We start from the raw sequence: 25,970 nt of genomic DNA on the forward strand, positions 1-25,970 counted from the left end.
TCCACCGTCCCGGGGGAGAGCCTCGCCGGCGGCGCCGGCGGGAACACTGCAGGAATGCCCGACGGCGGCACCGGCCTCCCGCCCGGAGCCTCCGTTCGCAGGCCCAACCGCACGTTGCTGCACGGGCTCCTCACCAACAAGAAGGCCATGACCGGCGCGGCCATCCTGTTCATTTTCATCGCCCTGGCGCTGCTTGCTCCGGTGCTGTACCCGGACAATCCCTCCAAGATCACCGGCATGGCGTCCCAGGAGCCCGACGCCGAGTTCTGGCTGGGCACCACGGCCAAGGGCCAGGATGTCCTGGCCCTGACCATCCACGGTGCGCGCAGCTCACTGCTCGTGGGCCTGACCGTCGGCTTCGCGTCCACGTTCATCGGCATCCTGGTGGGCCTGGCCTCGGCCTACTTCGGCAAGTTCATCGACGAAGCCCTCTCCCTCACCACCAACATCTTCCTGCTCCTCCCGGGACTTCCGCTCCTGGTGATCCTGGCCGCGTTCCTTCCGCCGGGACTGGGCACGGTGATCCTGGTCCTGGTGGTGACCGGCTGGGCGGGCTCGGCCCGGGTGCTGCGCTCCCAGGCCCTGTCCATCCGTTCCAAGGACTTCGTAGCCGCTGCCGTGGTCACCGGCGAACGCCCCCTGCGGATCATGTTCCGCGAAATCCTGCCCAACATGGCCTCCATCGTGATGGGAACGCTCCTGGCCTGCATCATCTACGGCATCGGAGCCCAGGCCGGCCTCGAGTTCCTGGGCCTGGGGGACGTCAGTACGGTCTCCTGGGGCAACAACCTCTACTGGGCCGGCAACGAAGGCGCACTGCTCACGGGCAGCTGGTGGGTGTTTGTGCCATCCGGCCTGTGCATCGCGCTGGTGGCGTTCTCGCTGTCGCTGATCAATTACGCGGTGGACGAGGTTACCAACCCGCGCCTGCGGAAAATACAGCTGAGGAAAATACAGAAGCCCGGGGCAGCCAAGCCGGCCCGCAAGCCCGCACAATCCGGAAAGCGAGCATCGGCATGACCGTTTCCCAGACCTCCTTCGGTTCCCACGAACCGGTTCTGGAAATCAAGGACCTCACCGTGAAGTACCGCGGCGACACCCGCTCCACCACCGCCGTCGACCGCGTCTCCTTCAGCATCGGCACCGGCGAAATCTTCGGCCTGGCCGGGGAGTCCGGCTGCGGCAAATCCACCATCGCCAACGCCATCATGCGGCTGCTGCGCGACCCGGCGGAGATCGCCGCGGGCAGCATCCGCTTCGGCGGCAAAGACGTCCTGGCCATGGGCCCGGAAGAGCTGCGCCGCTTCCGCTGGCAGGACGTGGCCATGGTGTTCCAGTCCGCCATGAACTCGCTGAATCCGGTGATGACCATCGGGGACCAGATCATAGACATCTACACCACCCACGCGGGTTACACCCGGAAGGAGTCGCTGCGGCGGGCAGCCGAACTGCTGGAACTCGTGCGGATCGACCCCGCCCGGCTGAAGTCCTACCCGCACCAGCTCTCCGGCGGTATGCGGCAGCGCGCTGTCATTGCCATGGCCGTGGCCCTCAAGCCCTCCCTGCTGATCCTGGATGAACCCACCACCGCCCTGGACGTGGTGGTGCAGCAGGAGATCATGGCGCAGATCAAGGAGCTGCAGCGCGAACTGGGGTTCTCCGTCCTGTTCATTACGCACGACATGTCCCTCATGGTGGAGCTCTCGCACCGGATGGCCGTCATGTACGGCGGCCGGATCGTGGAGACGGCCAAGGCCAAGGACATCCACGCCGCCCCGCTGCACCCCTACACCCAGGCCCTGATGGGCGCGTTCCCTCCGCTCACCGGACCCCGGGTTCCCCTGGCCGGCCTGGCCGACGGCGTCAAGTTCAGCAACATCGCCGATCTCCGGGAAGCCTCGCCCGGACACTTCGTTTCCCCCGTTCCCGCCCTCCAAGGAGCACAGCCATGAGCACCCCGGTATCAGCACGGCCGGCACCGGCACCTAAGAGCCAGGACCGGGGGCACGGCGACACTCCCGCCCTGGCGGTGAAAGGCCTGGTCAAGGATTTCCACAGCGGCGGGCTGTTCTCACGGGCCTCGGTGCGCGCCCTCGGCGGCGTGGACCTTGCCATCAGGAAAAGTGAGATCGTGGCGCTGGTGGGCGAGTCCGGATCCGGCAAGAGCACGCTGGCCCGCTGCATCGCACGGCTGGAGAAGCCCACCGCCGGCCAGATCCTGCTTAATGGCACGGACGTGCTAAAAAGGGACCGTTTCCAGGCCTCAAGGGAATACCGTTCGCAGCTGCAGATGGTGTTCCAGGACCCCTTCGGCTCACTCAACCCCGTCCACCGGATCGAGCACTTCCTCACCCGCTCGCTCACCCTGCACGGCAAGGCCGGGACCCCGGCGCAGCTGCGCACCCGCCTGGATGGGCTGATGACCACTGTGGGCCTCACTCCGGACATGCTCAACTCCTACCCGCATGAACTTTCCGGCGGGCAACGGCAGCGCGTGGCCATCGCCCGGGCGCTCGCGGTGGAACCAGAAGTGATCCTCGCGGACGAACCCACGTCGATGCTGGACGTTTCCGTGCGGATCGGCATCCTCAACCTGATGCGCCAGTTGCGGGACAAGCAGGGGATCTCCATGCTCTACATCACCCACGACCTCGCCTCCGCACGCTACCTGGCGGACCGGATCGCCGTGATGTTCGCCGGGGAGCTGGTTGAGGAAGGTGAATCGCTGGACCTGCTGGCCAACCCGGGCCACCCGTACACCCGGCTGCTGGTCTCGGCGGTGCCGGATCCCGCCCGGACCGGATCCTACGATCCCCGCGAACGGGCGGCACTGCGCGCAGCGGTGATGGAGTCGGCGTCGTGCGCGTTCGACGGCGACCCGGAGCAGCGCTGTTCCGCCACCGAACCCGTCCGGCACCGTGTGGGCGATCCCGCAAATGAGCACTGGGTGCGCTGCCACCTTTACCGGCCGCCGGCCACTGCGGCAAGCCACGCCCTGTCCGCCGAGCCCCTCGAAACACCGGAGACGCCGCCAACGGACGGATCCCGCACAGAAAACAAGGCTTCCTCATGACCGAAATGACCCATCCTTTGGCCACGGTGCCGCGGAACGAACTCGTGGCGCGGGCCGAGGCGGACCCGCTCCGCCCGCGCTTCCACTTTGTCTCGCCCGCCGGCTGGCTCAACGATCCCAACGGTGTGGCCCAGTGGAGCGGGACTTACCACCTCTTCTACCAGTACAACCCGGAGGGAGCCTTCCACCACCGCATCCTGTGGGGGCACGCCACCAGCCCGGACCTGGTCCACTGGACCGACCAGCCCGTGGCACTGGAGCCTTCCGGCGGTCCGGATGCCGACGGCTGCTGGTCCGGTGTGCTGGTGAACGACGGCGGGACGCCCACCCTGGTGTACTCCGGACGGCACGGCGGCAGCGAACTGCCCTGCGTCGCGGTCGGCTCGCCGGACCTCGTGAACTGGACCAAAGCCCCGGAAAACCCGGTGATCCCGGCGCCGCCGGCCGGCGTGGACATCACCGCCTACCGCGACCACTGCGTCTGGCGGGAAGGCACGCGCTGGCGCCAGCTCGTGGGATCCGGCATCCGCGGGCGCGGCGGCACGGCGTTCCTCTACGAATCCGCGGATCTCCGGCGCTGGGACTACATCGGCCCGCTGGTCATCGGCGACGCGTCCTCCGGAGACCCGGCAGCCACTAACTGGCAGGGCACCATGTGGGAATGCGTGGACCTGTTCCGCGCAGGCGACGGGATTCTGGGGGATAGGGCATTGGAATCCCAGACGCCGGGCACGGACGTGCTCGTCTTTTCGGCCTGGCACGACGGCGATACCCGCCACCCGCTGTACTGGACCGGCAGTTACGCCGGGGATTCCTACACGCCGCGCGAACTCCACCGGCTGGACTACGGCGGCCGCTACTTCTACGCCCCGCAGTCCTTCGCGGACGAGTCCGGCCGCCGGGTCATGTTCGGCTGGCTGCAGGAGGGCAGAACGGATGGCGCCATGGTGGAAGCCGGCTGGTCCGGCGTGATGAGCCTGCCGCGGGTGGCCTCCCTGGATGCCCACGGCGGGCTGGCCTTCGCTCCCGTGCCGGAGGTGGAGCTGCTGCGGCGCGACCACGTCCGGACCGGTCCCCGAACGGTGGGCACCGGCGAGGTCCTGGCCGGGGTGTCCGGGAACCAGCTGGACCTGGAGCTTGACCTGGAACTGGAGCCCGGGAGCGTCTTCCGGCTGGGCGTGCTTGGCTCCGGCCCAGGAGGCCCTGACGGTGTGCCGGCCGGGGCGGAAGAAACAGTCATCGAGGTCGGCTACACCGTGGGCAGCGGCGGCTCCGAGCAGTCCTATGTGCTCCTGGACCGCGTGAACAGCAGCCTGGACCGGACCGTGGACGCGGAGGAAAAGTCCGGCCCGGTGCAGCTGCCCGGCGGAAAACTGCACCTCCGCGTGCTGGTGGACCGCTCGGCGCTGGAGATCTTCGCCAACGGCAAACCGCTCACGGCCCGGGCCTATCCGACGCTCGGCGGGGAAAACGTAAGGCTGTCCGCCGCCGGTACAGTCCGGCTGCTGCAGCTGGACGCCTGGCGGATGGAAGGAGTCTTCGGCGCCCCGCGCCCGCTGTTCCCGTAGGAGCCCCACACCGTCGATTGCTCCGTAACCGCCCTTTTGGAGCAGCGAGGTCCGTATCGGAGAATTCCAAGATCAAAGGTGATCTGAATGTCAAAGAGGTTAGTTGCAGGTATTACCACGGCCGCGCTAGGCCTGGGCGCGCTGGGAGCTGGCTCGCTGCTGGCCCCGGCCATGCTGGCCGCGCCCGCCCAAGCCGCTCCAGGCGGCCCTTTCCCCGCCGGGCCGATCACGCTGGGCAGCAGCAACAGTCCCATGCCGGACGTGGTGGGCATCAGCGGAAACTGGACCAGGCAGTCCGACGGCGGCCAGTCCGCCGTCGCCTCGCCGGACCAAAACGCGGCCGCCATCAGCGAACAGCGCATCAGCTCCACCGCCCGGTACACGGCCGGAGTCACAGTCGATCCCGGCAGCCCGTACGCCGTAGGCGCCCTGGTTTTCCGCAGTGCTGCCGATGCCAGCAGCGGCTATGCGGCCACCATCGATCCCAACCTGGACAGGGTGCGGCTGTTCGATCTGGCCACTGGACAGGATGTGGCACCTGCCGCCACGGTCCCGCTGGACACGGGGCGGAGCTACTCCGTGGACGTCCACGTGGACGGGCCCCGGATCTATGTGGCGGTGGACGGAGTGCCGCGGATCGACGCCACCGACCAGCGGTACCAGGACGGCCATGTGGGCCTCCACGCCTACAACGGCTCGGTGAACTTCAGCGAGCCCCGGGTGCGCACCATCGACGCCAACGTCAGTGGCTGGCAGGCGGCGGACGGTGCCGGCTGGACCGCCTCGGCCACCGGCCTTCGGGGGACAGCTCCGGGCGGCACCAACATCAGGGCTGTCGCCACCGACCAGGCACCGCAGGTCACGGATTTCACCGCTGATGTCCAGGTGACGTCGCCTTACGCCGTCGGCGCGGTCCTCTTCCGCACCAACACTGCCGGAACCACCGGGTACGGGGCCGAAGCGGACGCCAACGCCGGCAGGCTGCGGCTGTACCGTATCGAGGACAACGCCACCCTGGGCACCTTCGCGACCACCATCACCGTCAACGCGGTATACCGGCTGCGCGTCACGGCCGACGGCGGGCAGCTCGCCGTGCACTGGCAGACGGACCTGCTGGACCCCAACGGCTACGCCCCGGCCATCACCGCAACAGACACAGCGCACGGCTCCGGGCACATTGGCCTCCTCGCCTTCAACGGCAGCACCGTGTTCCAGGGCATGACCCTCAAAGGCCTGGACACTTCCCTGCAGGGCTGGCGCACCGCCTCGGGAAGCTGGGAACCGGACGTCCGCGGCCTGCGCGGGGCAACCGACGGCCTGGCCGCCGGCGCGGATGCGGCACGCTTCGTCCCGGCGGTGGCGTCCGACGTCGTCGCGTCCCTTGACCTGGACGTCGCCGCCCCGGCAACGGCCGCCGTCGTGGTCCGGAGCGCGCCCGACGGCACCGGCGGCACCGAACTCAGGGTGGACCCCGGAGCAGGAACGGTGCAGCTGAAGGACCGCACCACCGGGACCGTCCTTGCCGGCGGGGCCGTACCGCCGGACAGCTTTGCCGCCGGCCAGCTCAACCGCATCCAACTCACCGTCCGCGGCGGGCAGGCAACCGCGCTGATCAACGGCGTCCAGTCCGTTGCCGGGCCGGCCGGGCCGGCGACAGGCAGCGGCTTCGGTCTGCGCGTCAGCGGCGGCGGCGCCTACTTCCAAAACGTCCGGGCAGACGACGTCGCCAGCTACATGAACGGCCTCTACCAGCCCGGCTACCACTACAGCCAGAATTCCGGGAACAGTTCGGACCCCAACGGCCTGGTGTACTTCGATGGCGAATACCACCTGTTCCACCAGGACCGCGGCCGCTGGGCGCACGCCGTCAGCACCGACCTGCTGCACTGGAAGCAGCTGCCCATAGCCCTGCCGCACCTGGCTGCGGGGGAGTCATGGTCCGGCTCCGCGGTGGTGGATGCCAATGATTCCAGCGGACTGTTCGACGGCGGGCAGGGGCTCGTTGCGTTCTACACGAGCTTCAACCACGATGCCGCCAACGGCAACCAGTCCGTGCGCGCCGCGTACAGCAAGGACCACGGCCGCACCTGGTCCATCGTGCAGGCCCAGCCCGTGGTGGAAAACCCCGGCGGTCCTGCCGGCAGCTGGGACTTCCGCGACCCCAAAGTCACTTGGGACGCCGCCACCGGCACATGGATCATGGTGGTGGCCGGCGGGGACCACCTGCGCTTCCACACGTCCACCGACCTGGTCCACTGGACCTTCACCAGCGCCTTCGGCTACGGCGACTGGGTCCGCGGCGGGGTCTGGGAATGCCCGGACTTCTTCGAGCTGCCGGTGGAAGGGCAGCCCGGCGCCAGACGGTGGGTGCTCTGGTGGAGCACCGGTGCCGTCAGGCCCACCAACGGCTCCGCGGCGCAATATGTCACCGGAACATGGAACGGAACGTCCTTCACCCCGGACACCGGCCCGGACGAGGTGCTCCAGGCCGACTCCGGCCGCGACTACTACGCTGCCATGAGTTTCTTCGGTGCCCCGGACGGGCGGCGGATCATGCTGGGCTGGATGAGCAACTGGGACTATGCCTTCAGCCCGCCCACCGGCCGCTGGAACGGGCAGCTGAGTGTCCCCCGGCAGCTGAGCCTGAAAGACATTCCGGGCGTCGGGCCCCGGCTGGCGCAGGAACCCATAACCGAACTGGCAGGGCTGCGCACGTCCACGTGGCAGGCGTCCGACGTCACGGTCACGCCGACGTCGGCCAACCCGCTGTCCGCTGCTTCCGGCCGGTCGTTCGAGCTGGAGGCCGAGGTGGCCATCCCGTCCTCCGGCGGGGCTTCGGGCTTCACCTTCGGGCTCCGCAAAGGCACTGCGGGCGGCGCAGCCGGAGGGGAAGCCCAGGAGACACTGCTCCGCTACGCCGCCGGCACGGGGACAGCCTCGGCGACCGGCGCCGGCACCGGCACCGGCACCGGCACCGGCACCATGACGGTGGACCGCGGGCAGTCCGGCCGGGCAGACTTCACCCGCTATTTCGCGGGTGCCGCGGCGGACAATGCCAGCACGGCATGGAGTTCCGAAACAGTGGCGCTGGCCGGAGGGGGGAGCGAGCGGCGGGTGAAGCTGCGGGCCCTGGTGGACTCCTCCTCGGTGGAGCTCTTCGGCGGGGACGGCACGGCAGCCATCACCTCCCTGGTCTTCCCGGACCCGTCCTCCACCGGGCTGTCTTTCAGCACCACCGGCGGGTCCGCGCGGCTGGTGTCCGCCAAAGTACACCAGCTGGCGGACACCTCCCGCCTCACTGCGGCGGTGCCGTCGGCCGTCCTTGGCCCGGTGAGCGGCGCGGCCCGGCACAACCTGGATTCCTACTCCGTGGTTCCCGGCGGCCGCTGGGAAAGCACGGGAGCAGGGCTGGCCGGCACGTTCGACAAGGACTCCACCGCCCTGAGCGCCGCCACGTACTCGGATGTCCGGGTGGCCGCGACAGTCCGTTTCGGCAGCGGACCCTACGCGGGGGCCATGCTCAACAGCGACAGGGTGCCGGAACGGGGTTACGGCGGCGCGGGGTCGGTGCTGCTGCGGGCCTCGGCCGACGGTGCCACGGCGTACTACGTCAACCTCGACCCGAACCTGCGGCTGGCGCGCATCTTCAAGCTGCAGGACGGCGTCTTCGATTCCGCCGCCAGCGTCCTGGCCAGTGTCCCCGTGCTGCTCAGCCACGGCGTCAGTTACAGCGTGGAAGCCGCCGCGGCGGGGGAGCGGCTGACGGTGAAGCTCGACGGCGTGGAAATCCTCGCCGTCGATGATGCCTCCCTGTCCGCCGGCAAGGTGGGACTGAACGTGTTCGACGGCCGGGCAGCCTATCAGGACGTGCTGGTGACAGGCTCGGGATGAGCCTGGTCCGGTTTGTCGCAGAAGGTGAACTCCGGGTGACGGCGGCGTGACATTTCACACTAAGTCTGATTTATGATGCAACATTTGACTCGGAAAATTAGCTGTGGCACGCGCGCGCAATGGGGAATGTAAGCGCTTGCACAATTGGAGCGAAACTTGGTTTTCGCAGCCTTGAAACACGGTTTGATAAGCATGCTTCAACGTGCCAGCGTAGAGACCGGCGCAGGAAAGGAGTCCTTTCCGAATCGCCTCCCGGGGCCCTACCCAAGCCCCGTCCCCCTCGACACAAAGGCGTCCTCGATGACGCCTGCCGTGTCATCGGGACAACCGGAGTTTCGGGGTATGAGGGCACACGCCCGTCTTCCACGAATGGTCTCAACTCCGCGAGAAGAGCAAAAATGCACAAGCACCCCAATACACACCGGATGCTGCGGTGGCGCCCCGCCGCCGCAGCACTGGCGGCGGCCGTGGCGGCTTCCGCCTTCCTTGCCGTTCCGTCGGCCCAGGCCAACGAACCTTCGGACCCGCCCGCCACCCAGCAGATGCCGGCACCCACCCCCGGCTTCCCGCTGCCCACCGACCACAGCCAGAAGGCCTACGATCCGGCGGCGGACTTCACCTCAAAGTGGACCCGCGCCGATGCCAAGCAGATCATGGCCCAGAGCGACTCCACCGTGGCTCCCGGCCAGAACTCCATGAGCCCGGATGTCACCATGCCGGAAATCCCTGAGGATTTCCCCGCGATGAACGACGACGTCTGGGTCTGGGACACGTGGTCCCTGACCGACGAAAACGCCAACCAGATCAGCTACAAGGGCTGGGACGTCATCTTCTCCCTCGTCGCTGACCGCCACGCCGGCTACGGCTTCGACCAGCGCCACTGGAACGCCCGGATCGGCTACTTCTTCCGCAAGACCAACGCCGACCCGGCCAAGGACAAGTGGAACTACGGCGGACACGTCTTCGCTGACGGCGCTTCCATCGGCAACACCGAATGGTCCGGCTCCACCCGCCTGATGCAGGGCAACCAGGTCAATGTGTTCTACACGGCCACCACGTTCTACGACGTTGCCGAACGCAATGCAGGCGGCGGCGGCATCGCACCGGACGCGGCCATCGCCAAGGCGCTGGGCAAGATCCACGCCGACCAGAACGGTGTCACGTTCGACGGCTTCAAGCACACCAAGCTGCTGGAGCCGGACGGCAAGATGTACCAGAACAAGGCCCAGAACCCGGGCTTCGCCTTCCGCGACCCGTACACGTTCGCCGACCCCGCACACCCGGGCAAGACCTTCATGGTCTTCGAAGGCAACACCGGCGGCACCCGCGGCGAATACGAGTGCAAGCCCGAGGACCTTGGCTACAAGGCCGGCGACCCCAACGCTGAGAACCTCAACGAGGTCAACAGCAGCGGCGCCTACTACCAGACCGCCAACGTGGGGCTGGCAGTGGCGGACAACAAGGATCTGACCAAGTGGTCCTTCCTGCCGCCGATCCTTTCGGCCAACTGCGTCAACGACCAGACCGAGCGTCCCCAGATCTTCATCCAGAATGAAGGCGGCAAGAACAAGTACTACCTGTTCACCATCAGCCACCAGTTCACCTACGCGGCCGGCATGCGCGGCCCCGACGGCGTCTATGGCTTCGTGGGCGACGGTGTCCGTTCGGACTACCAGCCGATGAACAACAGCGGCCTGGCCCTGGGCTCGCCGACGGACCTGAACCTTCCGTCCGAGTCCCCCGAGGCACCCACCCCGAACCAGAACGGCCGCCAGTTCCAGGCCTACTCGCACTACGTGCAGCCGGGCGGCCTGGTGCAGTCCTTCATTGACAACGTGAACGGCGTCCGCGGCGGCTCACTCTCGCCCACCGTGAAGATCAACTTCCGTGACGGCGTATCCCAGGTGGACCGCACCTTCGGCAAGAACGGCCTCGGCCCGTTCGGCTACCTGCCCACCAACCTCAAGGTTGGCGGCGAGGGCCTCTACAAGTAACCCGCAGCGGGGAACTCAACACCCGCCTAAACAGCAGGGACGTCCGGATCTCATCCGGGCGTCCCTGCGGCTTTTTATACCTATATATACGGACGAAATGCGGACGCGCGGCCGCCTTCACCGGGGGCCGCCGCGCCGGCCGCTTGGGATCCCGGGAGCCATTCCGGCTAGACTCGCACGCCGGGGACAGAACGCCATTGCCGCTCGAGGCCTCCACGGAACGGGCGGCGCAATCTCGACCAGAAAAGTGACCTTTGAAAAACATTGCACGCCCTCTGACCGCAGCAGCCCTCTTCGCCGCACTGGCACTCACCGCATGCTCCGCGCCGGAAGCCGGCGGCGCGCCGTCGTCGTCCGCCCCCGGACCTGCCACGGCAACCGCGACGCCGAGCCCCAGCAAGAGCTCCGGGCCCTTTGGGGACTTTCCCTCCGCGGCGGAGGCATGCACCACCATCTCCCAGCAGGCCACCGGCGCGTCACTGTTTCCGCTCTCGGCGGCCCAGGGCAAAACGGCGGAACTGGAACAGCTCAAGGCGGAGCTCAGCGAAACCGCTGAACGCGTTCCGGACGGGCTCAAGGCCGATTTCGCCAACCTCAATGCGGTGGCCGTCGCCGGGCTGAGCGACCAGACCGTGTACTCCAGCGGAAAGTTCGACGCCGCGATGGCCCCGGTTACCGCCTGGCTCGCCGCCAACTGCAAATAGCAGGCTTCGGCTTGGCGATTTTCACCCGCGTCCGGCCGCTTGTCGCGGCCAAGGGATAGTGTGGTGTTCAAGAGAAGGGGAGTGCCTGATGGAATACCAGAACCCACATCCCGCGCCGGGGGCCCACGCTGATCCAGTCGTTGCCCTGCCGGCCGGCACCGGACGCACCGTCATTTCCGAAACGGCAGTAGCCAAGGTCGCAGGCATCGCAGCCCGGGCCGTTCCGGGGGTCTATTCCCTGGGCACCGGCCCGTCCCGAGCCTTAGGGGCCATCCGGGACGCTGTCGGCAGCTCCGACCACGCCGCCGGCGTCCACGCTGAGGTCGGCGAGACGCAGGTGGCAGTGGACATTAACCTCGTGGCCGTCTACGGGACGCCGCTGCATTCCCTGGCGGATCAGGTGCGGGCCGCCGTCTATGCCGCAGTGGAGGAGCTCGTTGGCCTGCAGGTCATCGAGGTCAATGTGGAGATCAATGACGTCTACGTAGCGGCGCCGGCAAAGCCAGGACTGCCCGTGGAAGCCCGGACTGAGAGGGAGGCCATCCAGTGAACCTGACCGTGGTGGGAATAGCAGTGGGGGCCTTCGTGGCCTTTATGTCTTTCCAGTTCGGCATCTGGGGCTTCCTCGTCTCGCTGCTGTTCATGGGGATTGGTGCCCTCCTTGGCCGCGCCGCGGAAGGGAAACTTGACCTGCGCAGCGTGTTCGATGCCATCACGGGCCGGCGCTCATCCTCATGAGCAGCACGGCCGGAACCGTGGCCGGTGGCTCCGTGATGGCCGGGCACAACCGCATCAGTACGCAGGCGCTCACCAGCCTTGCACGGGCAGCCGCCGCTGAAGCGCTGGGCGTCCCGGCGCACGACGTCCGGGCTGACTGGTCCGACGACGACGGCCTGCTGGCACTGTCACTCGTCCTGCCTATCAGGATCCCGCCGCTGACCACTGTCCTGCGCGACCCCGGCCGCGTCGCCGCCTTCGGCGGCTCCATCCGGGAGCGTGCCATCGCGGCCAGGCCCGTGATCCTGCACCGCGTGGCGGAACTCAGCGGGGCGCAGCTGAGCCGCGTGGACATCCGGATCAGCGGCGCCGCCATCAGCGAAGGGGGAAGGGTCCAGTGAACAACGCCACCGACGTCCGCTCAAAGGGCAGCCACGCAGCGGGAAATGGCGCCTCCGGCACGAGTACCGGCGTCTCCGCCGCTGGAGAACCGGATCCCCGGGGCGCCGGTATGCGCCGGATCCTGGACCGCGAAACGCGTTCCTCGCGTGCCGCAGTGTCCGGGGTCGCCGCGGTTCTGGTGATCGTCCTGTGCGGGTACGGGCTCCTCGAAGCCGCAGTGCGCGCAGTCGGGCAGCCGCCGTGGCTCATCGATCCGCAGACCGCCGCGGAACGAATCATTGCGCTTCCCCAGGGCATGCCGCCGCTGCTGCTCGGCGCTATCGGGGCCGTGACCGCCATGGCGGGGCTGTTTTTCCTGCTCAACGCCGTCCTGCCCGGCCGCCGTGCGCGGCATTTGCTCCCGGACCCCCGGGCCGGAGTGGTGGTGGACGATGAAGTCATCGCCTCCGCGCTCGCCCGCCGTGCCCGGTTGGCTGCGAACGTCACGCAGGAACAGGTGATGGTGGTGGTGGCGCAGCGCCAGGTGACTGTCAACGTGCGGCCCACCTCCGGGGTGCCTGTCAGCGAGAACGCGGTGCTGGCCGCCGTGCTGGCGGAGCTGCGGGAAATGGCTCTTGAACCGATGCCGGAAGTGCGGGTCAACGTGGCCGCTTCGGGGGTGATCGGGGCATGAACAACACCCCCCGTACGCTGAACCGGATCCTGATCGGAATCCTGGGTGTGAAGCTGCTGGTCATCGGGCTGCTGCTGGTCCTGCTGGCCACCGTTCCGGCGGTGGCTTCGTGGTGGCAGCAGTGGTCCGCCGGTGTGTGGAGCGGCATGAGCCAGCTCCTCCAGCGGACAGGCATCCCCGGCCGCGAGGAAAGCTGGCTGTGGGCCGTGATCGCGCTGGTGCTGGCAGCGGTGATTGCCTTGATGGTCGCCTGGGTGGCCCAGCAGGGCAAAGGCCGCGCCAACCTGATCGTTGCCGAGGACGACGCCGCGGGTTTCCCCGGCAACGTGCGGATCGGCGGCGGCGTCGCCGAACAGGCCCTGCGCGCGGCACTGGCCGGGCGGCAGGACCTGGCCGGCGCTACTGTGGCCACCTACGAGATCCGTGGCGAGCCCGCGCTGAAGATTCGTCTGCAGCCCCGCCAGGGCGTGGCCCCGCACCTCCTCGCGGCTGATGTCTCAGCCCTCGTGGAGGCGCTGGACGCCGTTGTGGGCAAGCGCATCCCTGTGCTTATCCACATCGGCTCCGGCGCCCGTTCCCGCTTCGGCAGGGCGGAACGCGTCCGCTAGACCGCCACGAGGTATACGGCGGAGTCCGGCGCAAGTTTCCGGGCGCCGTCCGGGCGGGTACCCGATCCGGCCGTACCTGTTTCGGCCGGGCCTGTTTCGGCCGTCCCTGATTCGGCCGGACCGCCCGTCACCGCTTCATCCGCGCTGGCCAGCGCAACCCGATAGCCTTCCGGCAGGGTGGCGGCGGCAAGGCCCATGTTGGCAATCACCAGGACATCCCCGTTGTGGAAGGCGAGCACTCCGTCCGCGGGTGCGTGCACGTCGGCCCAGCGGAAGCTCCCGGCGCCCAGCCGGTGTTCCTTGCGCAGCGCCAGCGCTGCACGGTACAGCTCCAACGTGGAACCGTCGACGCCGTCCTGCCGGTCGGCGGCCAGCTCGCCGAAGGACTCCGGCTGGGGGAGCCAGGGAGCAGCAGGTGCCTCGCCCGGGAACGCTGAGGCGAAGCCGTAGCCCGGCTCGGCGGCTTTCCACGGCAGCGGTACACGGCAGCCGTCGCGACCCCGCTCGATGCCGTTCGTCCGGAAGAAGGTAGGGTCCTGGCGCGCTTCGGCGGGAACGGTGGTGTGCTCCGGGAGGCCCAGTTCCTCGCCCTGGTACAGGTACGCCGAACCGGGGAGGGCAAGTGAAACCATGCTGGCTGCCCGGGCACGGGCGAGGCCAAGCGCGGCATCCGGCTGTTCATCCTCAGCAGCAATTCCCTTCGGGAACGTGGTGGGGTCCTTCAGCCCAAAGCGGGTGGAGTGCCGGACCGTGTCGTGGTTGCTGAGGACCCACGTGGTGGTGGCACCTACCGTGGCGGCCGCCCGCAGGGAATCCTCAATGGCCACCGCCGTCCGACCGGCATCCCAGCCGGCCAGCAGGAAGTCGAAGTTGAACGCCTGCTGCATTTCATCGGGCCGGACATACCGGGCCAACCGCTCGGCCGGCTCCACCCAGGCCTCGGCCACCATCATGCGGTCGCCGTCATACTCGGCCAGTACCCGGTGCCAGTCGCGGTAGATCTCGTGCACGCCGTCCTGGTCGAAGAACGGCGAGGGCGGGTAGAGCGGCGAGACGGCCTGGTGCTCGTCGTCGTCGGCTGCTGTCGCCGCGGCAGCGTCAGTGGCGGCTGCCGGGTGGGCGCGGTGCGGTTCTTCGGCTTCGGTATGGCCGCCATGGGCATCGCCAGGCAGCTCGGTTGCTCCTTCCACCATGGCTGCGGAGCCTTCCCAGTCCGGAAGCCCCGCTTCCTTGACCATCCCGTGCGCCACATCCACGCGGAAGCCGTCCACGCCGCGGTCCAGCCAGAACCGCAGCACCGAGCGCATTTCCTCCTTGACCTCGGCGTTGTCCCAGTTCAGGTCAGGCTGCTTGGTGTCAAAGAGGTGCAGGTACCATTCGCCGGGCGCGCCGTCTGCCTCTGTGACGCGGGTCCAGGCCGGGCCGCCGAAGATGGACTTCCAGTTGTTCGGGGCCAGGTCACCGCTCCCCGAACCGGGGACGGAGTCCTTGCCTGGCCGGAACATGTAACGGTCCCGTTCGCGTGAGCCGGGCGGTGCCGCGAGGGCCTCCCGGAACCAGGCGTGTTCGTCCGAGGTGTGGTTGGGCACCAGGTCAACGATGACCTTCAGCCCCAGGCCGTGAGCCTTCTGCAACATTTCGTCGAAGTCCGCCAGGGTACCGAAGAGCGGGTCCACTTCGCGGTAGTCGGCTACGTCGTAACCGGCGTCGGCCTGGGGTGACTTGTAGAAGGGGGACAGCCAGACGGCATCCACGCCGAGCCTGTGCAGGTGGTCCAAATGAGCCGTCACTCCGCGAAGATCCCCCATCCCGTCGCCATTGGCATCGGCGAAGGACCGCGGGTAAACCTGGTACACGACGGCGCTGGCCCACCACGCCGGAATCGAGGAGCCGTCAGTCGGGACTGGGCTGTGTGCCACAGATATCCTTTCCATAAACTTCGGTGTAAACGCTTGCATTTCTCACCGCAACGTTACTAGTGTGATGGGCACCACTTCAACCGCACCGCCGATTTTGCTCGACACTCAGCGAGGAGTCTCTCCATATGAAATCCCCTAACTTCCTTTTGCCGGCAGCTACTGCCGGCGTTTTGGCGTTAACACTTTCCGCCTGTGGTGGCGGAGGCGGCACTACGGGCGGGGGTGGCGGCGGCGACGCTGAACAAGGCCTCGACGGCCGTGGCCCCATCACCTACGTCCAGGGCAAGGACAACAGCAACGTCGTCCGTCCCCTCATTGAAAAATGGAACGCCGCACACCCGAACGAGAAGGTCACGTTCAAGGAACAGACTGACTCCGCCGACCAGCAGCACGACGACCTGGTCCAGAATTACCAGGCAAAGAACCCCAACTATGACGTTGCCAGCGTCGATGTTGTCTGGACGGCTGAGTTTGCCGCCAAGGGCTGGCTCCAGCCGCTGAAGGACAAGATGGCGGTTGACACCAAGGGCATGCTGGAACCCACCATTGAGGCCGGCTCGTACAAGGGCACCCTCTACGCAGCACCGGTGTCTTCCGATGGCGGCATCCTCTACTACCGCAAGGACCTCGTCCCCACTCCGCCCAAGACCTGGGACGAGATGATGCAGATGTGCTCCATCGCCAAGGCCAACAACATCGGCTGCTACGCGGGCCAGTTCAAGAAGTACGAAGGCCTCACCGTGAACGCTTCCGAGGCGATCAACTCCTTCGGCGGTTCCGTGCTGGACAAGGACGGCAAGCCGAGCCTGAACACTCCGGAAGCCAAGGTCGGCCTCGAGAACCTGGCGAAGGCCTACGCGGACGGCAACATCCCGAAGGAAGCCATCACCTACCAGGAAGAGGAAGGACGCCAGGCGTTCCAGGACGGGAAACTCCTCTTCCACCGCAACTGGCCGTACGTGTACAACCTGGCCACCACTGAAGCATCATCCAAGGTCAAGGATGTCCTGGGCATGACCGCCCTCCCCGGTAAGGACGGCCCCGGCGCCTCCTCGCTGGGCGGTCACAGCGCGGCCGTGAGCGTGTACTCCAAGAACAAGGCCACTGCCCTGGACTTCGTGAAGTTCCTGACGGACGCAGAGCAGCAGAAGTTCTTCGCCACCAAGGGTTCGCTGGCCCCCGTGCTCGGTGACCTCTACGAGGACAAAGAGCTCGTGGCCAAGCTGCCTTACCTGCCGGTCCTGAAGACGTCCATCGAAAACGCGGTACCGCGCCCCGTGACGCCGTTCTACCCTGCAGTGACCAAAGCCATCCAGGAAAACGCCTACCCTGCCATCAAGGGGGAGAAGTCCGTGGAATCCGCTCTGTCGGACATGCAAAAGTCCATCGAATCAGCTAGCGCGGGACAGTAGCCCCTCATGGCTACCGAATTGGGCCCGACGCCGGTAAAAAAGCCGGCGTCGGGCAGTCCCGAGATCCACCACGCACCCAAGGGGGTGGGGGAGGACAACCGGATCGCCAGCCAGGGCAGGTGGGCATCGTGGCTGTTGGCCCCCACGATCATCGCGCTGGCGGTTGTGATCGTTTACCCGATCATCAGCGCACTCGTTATGTCCTTCCAAAAGGACGCCGGCCTGGATCCCGTCACCGGGCTTTTCACGGCGGGCGGCCCGGCAGGCGTCCAGAACTACGTGAACTGGCTTGCCCAGCAGTGCTCCGCTCCCGGCGGCGGCACCGTGGCCTGCCCTCCCGGTACACTGGGCGCCCAGTTCTGGTCCGCGACGGCCACCACGTTTTTCTTCACCGTGGTGACCGTGACCCTGGAAACCGTCCTCGGTTTCTGGATGGCCCTCATCATGGCCAGGACCTTCCGGGGACGCAGCCTGGTCCGCGCAGCAGTCCTGGTCCCGTGGGCCATTCCCACCGCTGTGACTGCCAAGCTGTGGCTGTTCATCTTCGCTTTTGAGGGCATCGCGAACAAGCTGTTCAATACCACCATCCTGTGGACCGGCAGCGAGTGGCCGGCCAAGTGGGCAGTTATCATCGCCGACGTCTGGAAGACCACGCCGTTCATGGCCCTCCTCATCCTCGCCGGCCTCCAGATGATCCCCGCAGAGGTCTATGAGGCCGCCAAGGTTGACGGTGCCAGCACCTGGCAGCGGTTCCGCCTAATCACCCTGCCGCTGGTCAAGCCGGCGCTTATGGTGGCCGTCCTGTTCCGTACCCTGGACGCACTTCGCATGTTCGACCTGCCGTACATCCTGACGGGCGGGGCCAACAACACCACCACGCTGTCCATCTTGGTGATCAACCAGATCAGGCAAGGCTTCAACGCGGCGGCAGCATTGTCCACCATTACGTTCATCATCATCTTCATCGTCGCGTTCATCTTTGTGCGCTTCCTGGGTGCGAACGTCGTGGAACAAAGCGGAACCACCGGTAAGGGGAAGAAATGAGCGCCGGAACAGCCGCGACTGCCCTGCGGGCAAAGCAGGACAAGGGCAGGAAGACAGCGCAGAACCGGGAAAAGGTTGCACAGGGGCGCACATACATCAGCGCCGCGGTGATCCTCATCTGGTGCCTGGCGCCTGCATATTGGATGGTGGTGACGGCGTTCCGCGATGTGGACTTCACCTACGACACCTCGATACTGCCGACGCACATTACGCTGGACAACTTCAACACCGCCTTCGACACCTCCTTTGGCAACAGGTTCGGGGATGCACTGCGCAACAGCGTGTTCATCGGCGTCGTCGTCACGGTGGTGTCGTTGCTGATCGGTGTCTTCGCGGCCTACGCCCTGGCACGGCTGAACTTCCGCTTCAAGTACCTGGTGCTGGGCTTCATCCTGGGCGCATCCATGTTCCCGGGCGTCGCCCTCATCACCCCGCTGTTCCAGCTCTTCACCAACATCGGCTGGATGGGCACCTACCAGGCGCTGATCATCCCGAACATCTCCTTCGTGCTCCCTTTGACCGTGTATACGATGACCTCCTTCTTCCGCGAAATGCCGTGGGAGCTTGAGGAATCGGCACGGGTGGACGGCTGCACCCAGGGGCAGGCATTCCGAAAGGTAATCCTGCCGCTGGCGGCACCGGCCATCTTCACCACGGCCATCCTGGCGTTCATCTCCTCCTGGAATGAATTCCTGATTGCAAGCCAGCTGTCCAGCGACGCGACGCAGCCGGTAACGGTTGCCATCGCAAGCTTCGCTGGCGCACAACCGAACCAGATTCCGTACACGGCCATCATGGCCGCCGGAACCATCGTCACCATTCCTTTGGTGATCCTGGTCCTGGTCTTCCAGCGCAAGATTGTTGCCGGCCTTACCGCCGGTGCCGTCAAGTGACAGGTTCGGCTGTGGACGGGAAACAGAACCACGGACGGGTCCGCAGTGAACATCGGCGGGCCCGGTCCGGGGAGGACTTCGACATCATCATCGGATTCCTCGGGTTCTGGGCTGTTGTGCTGGTGGTGGTCACCGTCTGGATGGAGGTGACCGCCCAGCCTGCGGTCGGATGGGCGCTGGGACTGCTGGGCGTGCTTCTTGCCCTCTACGGCATGGTGCGGCTCCGCCGGCGCCTGCCCGCAAGGACCGCGACGCGTAAGAAATAGGAGCTGATCCAGAGCTCAAGGCTGGGCGGATTAGACTGGCTTGTTGCCGCAGGGGAAGCACAGGTAGCAAGAATCTGCGAACAGCAAGCAAGGGGAAACTGTGGCACGCACAACAGACAGGGCTCAACGGGGCGGCCATTCGGGCGTCAGCATTGAGGACGTCGCCGCCGCAGCCGGGGTTTCCACTGCCACAGTCTCCCGCGCAGTCCGCGGCCTGCCAAGGGTTTCGCCGGCCACCCGGGAAAAAATTCTCGAGGTGGCCGGCGCCTTGGGCTATGTGGCATCTTCATCCGCCTCGGGCCTGGCCACGGGACGGACCAAAACCATCGGAGTGCTGGCACCGTTCGTCAGCCGATGGTTCTTCTCCAAGGCCATCGAGGGTGCGGACCGTGAACTGCATGCGCGCCAGTACAACCTGTCGCTATTCAATCTGGGCGGCCACGGCAGCAACCGCGAGCGGCTCTTCAGCAAGACCATGGTCTACAAGCAGATCGATGCCCTCCTGGTGCTGTGTATGGCTCTGACCCACGAGGAAATAGAGCATCTGCAAAAGATCGACATCCCCCTGGTGGTGGTGGGCGGCCACGTGGAAGAGTGCCCCTACATCGGCATCGATGACTACGCTGCGGCGTCCACCGCCGTCCGTCACCTCATCAGCCTCGGCCACAAGGACATCGCCCTTCTCCATGGCGACGACGAAACCGACCTCAACTTCGATGTTCCCCGCGTCCGCATCAAGGCGTTCCAGGACGTCATGGCAGGATCCGGGCTGCCTGTCCGTCCTGAGTGGGACGAGTGGGGCGACTTCACTGTCCGGAGCGGGCAGGATGCCTTCACCCGGATGTGGGCCCGGCCCGGTCCGAAACCCACTGCGATCTTCTGCGCGTCGGACGAGATGGCCATGGGCGTCATTTTCGAAGCCAGCAAAATGGGCGTCCGCGTGCCGGAAGACCTTTCCGTCATCGGGATCGACGACCACGACTTCTCGGATGCCATGGGGCTGACCACGGTGCGTCAGCGGCCTGACGAGCAGGCTGAACTCGGCACCAAGATGCTGTTGGACGAACTGGACGGCGCGGTCGGTGCGGTCCACTCAGAAGTTGCGCCCCACCAGCTGATCGTCAGGAGGACGACGGCGCCGCCCCCGTCCCACGGGCAGGCCTAGTTCCGTCTTAGGATGCGCGGGCAAGCTGCCTGATGGGAATCCAGCGCGAGGCGAGCCGGCGGTAGGCCGCGGCAGCCCCGGTCATGTCTCCTTCGGCCAGGCATTCGATGCCGAGCCGCACGTCCATGGGTGAATCGTCCGGATACACCTTGTCCGCGACGGCGCCGTAATCCAACTCCACGACCGACCCGGGGTGGAAGAGCTCCAGCCACTCGGTGAGCTGGGTCATGTCGTCCAGCATGTCCAGGTCCGGGGCGGCCAGGGCCAGGTTGGCCACGGCATAGCGGACGCGCTCCAGGGCTTCGCCGATCGGTGCCCACACGCGGACCGTGATGATCCGACCGCCGGACTCCACCACGTCCTGGGGGTCGGACTCCTTGAACAGCGAGAACCAGCTGAACGGGATGCCCCAGGTGGAAGCACGCGTGTGGACACGGCTGGTTCCTTCGCGGGCCTTCACCAGGTCGATCCGTTCCTGGTGCTTGTCCCGCTGTTCCTCCGGGATCAGCAGCTGCGCGAGCGGACCGTGGATGCCCTCCATCAGTGCGTTGGCGGCCAGGCCAGCGCGCAGCACCAGCTGGCTGGGGCAGTACAACAACGCCTGGTCCGCGCTGTCGGCGCCGTCTACGGCGTCACCCGGCCCCCCGGCGTCGGACGTTCCGGACTCATCGGGGCCGACGGCCGGCTTCTGCGTGCGCGGCTGCTCCGGTTCCGGGGGAGCCGGAATGACCCGGACCAGGTCGGTGCGCCCGGTGGGGAAGGGGTCGCCGCCGGGCCGCGTGATCCGGCCGAGGGACGCCTGCAACTCGGCGTTCTCCACGGCTGCCCGCGACGCCGACCTGGCACCTGCAGCCCGAAGTGCAGCGCGTTGCTCTTCGGGAAACGCGGACAGCGGCTCGTAGATCCGCAGTGCGGAAGAGAAAGGCAGGCCCGCTTGGCCCCGGTAGATGTTGCCCGTCATAGCGGCCCCATCAGTCGGCCAGCTCCACGATGACCGGCGCATGGTCCGAGGCGCCCTTGCCCTTCCGTTCCTCGCGGTCGATTGACGCGCCCGTCACGCGGGCGGCGAGGGCGGGGGAAGCGAGGACGAAGTCGATCCGCATGCCTTCCTTCTTCGGGAAGCGGAGCTGCGTGTAGTCCCAGTAGGTGTAGACGCCGGGGCCCGGGGTGTGCGGGCGGACCACGTCCTGGAATCCAGCGTCCTCGAAGGCGCGGAAGGCGGCGCGCTCGGGTTCGCTGACGTGGGTCATTGCGTTGGCGCGGAAGAAGTCGATGTCCCAGACGTCGTCGTCCTGCGGGGCGATGTTCCAGTCGCCCATCAACGCGATCTGCGCCTCGGGATTTTCAGTGACCCAGGCCTGGGCGTGGGTCTTCAGCATGTCCAGCCAGCTGAGCTTGTAGGGCATATGTTCGTCGTCGAGGGCGCGGCCGTTGGGAACGTAGAGGCTCCACACCCGGACCCCGCCGCACGTGGCACCGATGGCGCGCGCCTCCTGGATGGCGTCCTTGCCGTTCTTGCCGAACACCGGCTGGTCCACGAAGGAGCGCTCCACATCTTCAAGGCCAACGCGGGAGACGATGGCCACGCCGTTCCATTGGCTCACGCCAAAGTGGGCCACTTCGTAGCCCATGCGCTCAAAGAGTTCCCAGGGGAAATTGTCGTCCTTGCACTTGGTTTCCTGGATGGCCAGGACGTCACAGTCGCTGCGCTCAAGCCAGGCTTCCACGCGGTCGGCTCGGGCACGGAGGGAGTTCACATTCCAGGTAGCAATCTTCACAGTTCCTAACTTACCGAACTTGGGCGCCGGGGATAGCGGACCGGCGGGAGTGCGGCGGCAGGCTCGCCCCGCAACCACCGTGGCTGCCGGCCAAAACGGGGCACATTGGCGCGGACACGCCGCTGGTTGGGGCTTCTCTGCGGCGAATACGCCTCAAAGTGCCCCACGACGGCGTCGAAGATAGCGGATCGGCAGGGGAACGACGACGGCGGCAGCCCCGTGCGGCCACGGCGGCGGTCTGGAATTTAGTAGGAAGTCCGAGTATATTCAGCAGCAGGATGATGTAGGTCACATGCAAAGGAGCATTCCGCCATGGTTCGCGAGCTTTCCCATTACATAGACGGGCAACGGGTCCACGGCACCTCCGGGCGCTTCGGCGACGTCTACGATCCCTGCACCGGCGAGGTGCAGGCCAGGCTGCCGCTGGCCAGCGCCGACGAAGTCCGCAATGCCATTGCCAGCGCGGAGAAGGCCCAGGTGGAGTGGGGTGCCATGAATCCCCAGCGTCGCGGCCGGATCCTGCTGAAGTTCGTGGACCTGGTGAACGAGCACCTGGACGAACTCGCCGCGCTGCTCTCCTCGGAACATGGCAAGACGCTTCCGGACGCCAAGGGGGACATCCAGCGCGGCATCGAGGTGGTGGAGTTCGCGGCCGGCGCCCCGCACCTGCTCAAAGGCGAATTCTCGGACAATGCCGGGACCGGAATTGACGTACATTCGCTGCGCCAGCCGCTGGGCGTGGTGGCCGGAATTACGCCGTTCAACTTCCCTGCCATGATTCCGCTGTGGAAGTCCGGACCTGCCTTGGCTGCTGGCAACGCCTTCATCCTCAAACCCTCGGAGCGTGACCCCTCCGTGCCGCTGCGCCTCGCGGAGCTCTTCACCGAAGCAGGCGTCCCGGACGGTGTGTTCAACGTGATCAACGGGGACAAGGAAGCAGTGGATGCGCTGCTCGAGGACGAGAGGGTCAAAGCGATCGGATTCGTGGGTTCCACGCCCATTGCCCAGTACATCTACGCCACCGCAGCCGCCCACGGAAAGCGCGCACAGTGCTTCGGCGGGGCCAAGAACCACATGGTGATCATGCCGGACGCGGACCTGGACATGGCCGTGGATGCGCTGATGGGTGCGGGTTACGGCTCCGCCGGCGAACGGTGCATGGCCATCTCCGTTGCGGTCCCGGTGGGCAAAGAAACGGCCGACGCCCTGGTCTCCAAGCTGGAGGAACGGGTCAAGCACCTCAAGGTGGGGCACAGCCTGGACAAGGACTCGGACTTCGGCCCGGTAGTGGCGGCGTCCGCCAAGGAGCGCATCGAGGGCTACATCCAGTCCGGCGTGGACCAGGGCGCCACCCTCGTGGCGGACGGCCGCGGCCTCACCGTGGACGGCTACGGCGGCGGGTTCTGGGTTGGCCCCACGCTCTTCGACAACGTCACCAAGGACATGAAGATCTACAAGGAGGAAATCTTCGGCCCGGTGCTCAGCGTCCTCCGCGCGGCGGACTACGACGAAGCCCTCCGCCTCTGCAGCGAGCACGAGTTCGGCAACGGCGTGGCCATCTTCACCCGCGACGGCGACGCTGCCCGTGACTTCGCCAGCCGGGTGCAGGTGGGTATGGTGGGCATCAACGTGCCCATCCCGGTGCCCATTGCCTACTACACGTTCGGCGGCTGGAAGGCCTCCGGCTTCGGGGACCTGAACCAGCACGGGGCCGACGCGTTCCGTTTCTACACCAAGACCAAGACCGTGACCACCCGCTGGCCCTCCGGCATCCGCCAGGGCGCCAGCTACGTGATGCCGGAAGGCAGCTGATGAGCGCAGGACCTACCGCAGGTACGAACACAGACCGCCCCGATGAGACGCCCACTGAGGACATGCTGTTTGAGCGGCGCGGGCGCCTCGGCGTCATCACGCTGAACCGGCCCCGGGCAGTGAACGCGCTCACCGCCGGCATGGCCGCGGCCATGCTGGGGCAGCTCACCGCATGGGCGGACGACGACGGCGTGGCCACCGTTCTGGTGCACGGTGCCGGAGACCGGGGATTGTGCGCCGGGGGCGACATCGTGGCGATCTACGAGGACATGCTTGCGGGCGGAGAAGCCACCGCGGACTTCTGGCGCACCGAATACCGGCTGAATGCGCTGATCGCCGGCTATCCCAAACCATATGTGGCCTTCATGGACGGCCTGGTGCTCGGCGGCGGCGTGGGGATTTCGGCGCACGGTTCCGTGCGCATAGTCACCGAGCGCACCCGCACCGGCATGCCGGAGACCACCATCGGATTCGTGCCGGACGTCGGCGGCACCCTGCTGCTGTCCCGGTCGCCGGGCGAGACGGGCACCCATGCGGCCCTGACCGGCGCCCATCTGAGCGGCGCGGACGCCCTCTTCCTGGGCCTGGCGGACCACTTCGTGGCGTCCGGGAACCTCCCTGCGCTGGCAGCTGCGCTGGAAACTGAACCGGCGGAAGACGCCGTCGAACGCTTCGCGGAAAAGCCGCCCGTGTCGGTGCTGGCCGGACAGCAGGACTGGATCGACGCCTGTTACGCAAGCGACGACGCGGAGGACATCCTCCGCCGGCTGCGCACTTTCGACGGCGACGCTGCCGGTGAGGCGTCGGAGGCGGCCGCCACTATCGAGGCAAAGTCGCCCACGGCCGTGAAGGTGGCACTGAAATCGCTCCGCCGTGCACGAACGCTGACGCTGGAGGAGGCCCTCGCCCAGGAATACCGCGTTGGTCTGCGGTTCCTGGCAGGTGCGGATTTCCGCGAAGGTATCCGTGCACAGGTGGTGGACAAGGACCGGAACCCGCAGTGGAAGCCGGCCAGCCTGCATGAGGTTTCCACCGCCGACGTCGAGAGGTTCTTCGAGCCGCTGGGGGACCGGGAACTCAACCTGCAATCCAAGGAGGCCCGCAATGTCTGAAACACCGGAATCCGGAAAACCCGGGGCAAAGGAACACGTCGCGTTCCTCGGGCTGGGGCACATGGGCGGGCCGATGGCCGTCAACCTGGTCAAGGCCGGGTACACGGTGGCGGGATTCGACGTGGTGCCCGCAGCGCTGGACGCGGCCCGCGAGCACGGCGTCCCCACGGTGGCGACGCCCGCCGATGCCGTTGCCGGAGCTGACGTGGTGCTCACCATGTTCCCCAGCGGACAGCACGTTTTGGACGCCTACCGCGGAACGGACGGCCAGCCGGGACTGCTGGACGTGGCCGGGCCGGACACCATGTTCCTGGACTGCTCCACCATCAACGTGGACGAGGCCCGCGAAGCGTCCGCGCTCGCCGTGGCTGCCGGCCACCGGGCCGTGGACGCACCCGTCTCCGGCGGGGTGGTGGGGGCCGAAGCAGGCACCCTGACCTTCATGGTGGGCGCCCTGCCCGAGGACTTCGAATACGTCCGGCCGCTGCTGGAAGTCATGGGCAAGCGCGTGGTCCACTGCGGCGGCCACGGGGCGGGCCAGGCGGCCAAGGTCTGCAACAACCTGATCCTGGGCGTCTCCATGATCGCGGTGAGTGAGGCGTTCGTTCTGGGCGAGAAGCTGGGGCTGACCCACGAGGCGCTGTTCGATGTTGCGTCCGCGGCATCGGGGCAGTGCTGGGCGCTCACCACCAACTGCCCGGTTCCTGGGCCGGTGCCCACCAGTCCCGCCAACCGCGACTACCAGCCGGGCTTTGCCGGGGCGCTGATGGCCAAGGACCTCAAGCTGGCTCTCAACGCGCTGCAAAGCACCGGGGTGGCCGCGCGGATGGGGCCGCTGGCATCGGAGATCTACGATACGTTTGCGGCTGAGGGCGGCGCGGGCCGGGACTTCTCCGGCATCATCACGGACATCCGGGACAAGTCCGCGCACTAGGAAGT

Annotated in this window: 23 protein-coding genes; 20 read left to right on the forward strand and 3 right to left on the reverse strand. The window is 66.9% G+C overall.

What is annotated here, in order from left to right:
* Positions 1-54: 54 nt before the first annotated feature.
* The 12 genes from ARTH_RS02060 to ARTH_RS02115 all read left to right on the forward strand — a co-directional run bounded on the left by ARTH_RS02060 (position 55) and on the right by ARTH_RS02115 (position 13,630).
* Positions 55-1,020 carry an ABC transporter permease gene (locus ARTH_RS02060; RefSeq protein ID WP_083812731.1) on the forward strand — a complete coding sequence of 322 codons (966 nt, stop codon included), beginning with the start codon at positions 55-57 and terminating at the stop codon, positions 1,018-1,020.
* The gene (locus tag ARTH_RS02065) at positions 1,017-1,952 is read left to right on the forward strand and encodes an ABC transporter ATP-binding protein (protein ID WP_011690272.1); all 936 of its coding nucleotides are present in this window, start codon (positions 1,017-1,019) and stop codon (positions 1,950-1,952) included. The genes ARTH_RS02060 and ARTH_RS02065 overlap by 4 nt, the downstream gene beginning before the upstream one ends.
* Positions 1,949-3,073: an ABC transporter ATP-binding protein gene (locus ARTH_RS02070; protein WP_011690273.1), complete on the forward strand. Its 1,125-nt coding sequence runs from the start codon at positions 1,949-1,951 to the stop codon at positions 3,071-3,073. The genes ARTH_RS02065 and ARTH_RS02070 overlap by 4 nt, the downstream gene beginning before the upstream one ends.
* Positions 3,070-4,641 carry a glycoside hydrolase family 32 protein gene (locus ARTH_RS02075; RefSeq protein ID WP_011690274.1) on the forward strand — a complete coding sequence of 524 codons (1,572 nt, stop codon included), beginning with the start codon at positions 3,070-3,072 and terminating at the stop codon, positions 4,639-4,641. The genes ARTH_RS02070 and ARTH_RS02075 overlap by 4 nt, the downstream gene beginning before the upstream one ends.
* Before the next feature lie 87 nt (positions 4,642-4,728).
* A complete protein-coding gene (locus ARTH_RS02080) occupies positions 4,729-8,532 on the forward strand; it encodes a glycoside hydrolase family 32 protein (RefSeq protein WP_011690275.1) in 3,804 nt (1,267 codons plus the stop codon).
* Positions 8,533-8,930: 398 nt separating this feature from the next.
* Positions 8,931-10,526 (forward strand): glycoside hydrolase family 68 protein, encoded by a 1,596-nt coding sequence (locus ARTH_RS02085; RefSeq protein ID WP_043429278.1) that lies wholly within the window; start codon positions 8,931-8,933, stop codon positions 10,524-10,526.
* A gap of 254 nt (positions 10,527-10,780) precedes the next feature.
* The gene (locus ARTH_RS02090; RefSeq protein WP_011690277.1) at positions 10,781-11,230 is read left to right on the forward strand and encodes a hypothetical protein; all 450 of its coding nucleotides are present in this window, start codon (positions 10,781-10,783) and stop codon (positions 11,228-11,230) included.
* A gap of 88 nt (positions 11,231-11,318) precedes the next feature.
* On the forward strand, positions 11,319-11,780 hold the full coding sequence (locus tag ARTH_RS02095; RefSeq protein WP_011690278.1) for an Asp23/Gls24 family envelope stress response protein: 462 nt from the start codon (positions 11,319-11,321) through the stop codon (positions 11,778-11,780).
* A complete protein-coding gene (locus ARTH_RS02100) occupies positions 11,777-11,968 on the forward strand; it encodes a hypothetical protein (RefSeq protein ID WP_011690279.1) in 192 nt (63 codons plus the stop codon). The genes ARTH_RS02095 and ARTH_RS02100 overlap by 4 nt, the downstream gene beginning before the upstream one ends.
* The gene (locus ARTH_RS02105; protein WP_011690280.1) at positions 11,965-12,348 is read left to right on the forward strand and encodes a hypothetical protein; all 384 of its coding nucleotides are present in this window, start codon (positions 11,965-11,967) and stop codon (positions 12,346-12,348) included. The genes ARTH_RS02100 and ARTH_RS02105 overlap by 4 nt, the downstream gene beginning before the upstream one ends.
* 110 nt (positions 12,349-12,458) lie before the next feature.
* Entirely contained in the window at positions 12,459-13,022 is a 564-nt protein-coding gene (locus ARTH_RS02110) for a DUF6286 domain-containing protein (protein WP_156810740.1), read from the forward strand.
* Positions 13,019-13,630: a hypothetical protein gene (locus ARTH_RS02115; RefSeq protein WP_011690282.1), complete on the forward strand. Its 612-nt coding sequence runs from the start codon at positions 13,019-13,021 to the stop codon at positions 13,628-13,630. Before ARTH_RS02110 ends, ARTH_RS02115 begins: the two co-directional genes overlap by 4 nt.
* Here ARTH_RS02115 and ARTH_RS02120 read toward each other — a convergent pair.
* The gene (locus tag ARTH_RS02120) at positions 13,627-15,564 is read right to left on the reverse strand and encodes a glycoside hydrolase family 13 protein (protein ID WP_083812649.1); all 1,938 of its coding nucleotides are present in this window, start codon (positions 15,562-15,564) and stop codon (positions 13,627-13,629) included. The two genes, ARTH_RS02115 and ARTH_RS02120, sit on opposite strands and share 4 nt — an antisense overlap.
* 110 nt (positions 15,565-15,674) lie before the next feature.
* Between ARTH_RS02120 and ARTH_RS02125 the strand changes: the two genes are divergently transcribed.
* The 5 genes from ARTH_RS02125 (at position 15,675) to ARTH_RS02145 (ending at position 20,329) form a co-directional block, all read left to right on the forward strand.
* The gene (locus tag ARTH_RS02125) at positions 15,675-16,961 is read left to right on the forward strand and encodes an ABC transporter substrate-binding protein (protein WP_011690284.1); all 1,287 of its coding nucleotides are present in this window, start codon (positions 15,675-15,677) and stop codon (positions 16,959-16,961) included.
* 6 nt (positions 16,962-16,967) lie between these two features.
* Positions 16,968-18,005, forward strand: a complete 1,038-nt coding sequence (locus tag ARTH_RS02130) for a carbohydrate ABC transporter permease (RefSeq protein WP_011690285.1) — start codon at positions 16,968-16,970, stop codon at positions 18,003-18,005.
* Positions 18,002-18,898: a carbohydrate ABC transporter permease gene (locus tag ARTH_RS02135; RefSeq protein ID WP_011690286.1), complete on the forward strand. Its 897-nt coding sequence runs from the start codon at positions 18,002-18,004 to the stop codon at positions 18,896-18,898. Before ARTH_RS02130 ends, ARTH_RS02135 begins: the two co-directional genes overlap by 4 nt.
* Before the next feature lie 11 nt (positions 18,899-18,909).
* Positions 18,910-19,164 (forward strand): hypothetical protein, encoded by a 255-nt coding sequence (locus ARTH_RS02140; RefSeq protein WP_052309746.1) that lies wholly within the window; start codon positions 18,910-18,912, stop codon positions 19,162-19,164.
* 100 nt (positions 19,165-19,264) lie between these two features.
* Positions 19,265-20,329: a LacI family DNA-binding transcriptional regulator gene (locus tag ARTH_RS02145; RefSeq protein WP_011690288.1), complete on the forward strand. Its 1,065-nt coding sequence runs from the start codon at positions 19,265-19,267 to the stop codon at positions 20,327-20,329.
* A gap of 7 nt (positions 20,330-20,336) precedes the next feature.
* Here ARTH_RS02145 and ARTH_RS02150 read toward each other — a convergent pair whose 3' ends face one another.
* Entirely contained in the window at positions 20,337-21,290 is a 954-nt protein-coding gene (locus tag ARTH_RS02150) for a hypothetical protein (protein ID WP_011690289.1), read from the reverse strand.
* Between the two features lie 10 nt (positions 21,291-21,300).
* The gene (locus tag ARTH_RS02155; protein ID WP_043429281.1) at positions 21,301-22,107 is read right to left on the reverse strand and encodes an exodeoxyribonuclease III; all 807 of its coding nucleotides are present in this window, start codon (positions 22,105-22,107) and stop codon (positions 21,301-21,303) included.
* A gap of 312 nt (positions 22,108-22,419) precedes the next feature.
* On the opposite strand from ARTH_RS02155, the gene ARTH_RS02160 reads away from it, so the two are divergent.
* From ARTH_RS02160 to mmsB, 3 genes are read left to right on the forward strand one after another with little or no spacing between them, the layout of a single operon-like run.
* Positions 22,420-23,919, forward strand: coding sequence for a CoA-acylating methylmalonate-semialdehyde dehydrogenase (locus tag ARTH_RS02160; RefSeq protein WP_011690291.1), 1,500 nt, complete (start codon positions 22,420-22,422; stop codon positions 23,917-23,919).
* Positions 23,919-25,031: an enoyl-CoA hydratase/isomerase family protein gene (locus ARTH_RS02165; protein WP_011690292.1), complete on the forward strand. Its 1,113-nt coding sequence runs from the start codon at positions 23,919-23,921 to the stop codon at positions 25,029-25,031. Before ARTH_RS02160 ends, ARTH_RS02165 begins: the two co-directional genes overlap by 1 nt.
* A complete protein-coding gene (gene mmsB, locus ARTH_RS02170) occupies positions 25,024-25,965 on the forward strand; it encodes a 3-hydroxyisobutyrate dehydrogenase (protein ID WP_011690293.1) in 942 nt (313 codons plus the stop codon). Before ARTH_RS02165 ends, mmsB begins: the two co-directional genes overlap by 8 nt.
* The last annotated feature ends 5 nt before the right edge of the window (positions 25,966-25,970 follow it).

Source organism: Arthrobacter sp. FB24 (genome assembly GCF_000196235.1).
Taxonomy (GTDB): Bacteria; Actinomycetota; Actinomycetes; order Actinomycetales; family Micrococcaceae; genus Arthrobacter.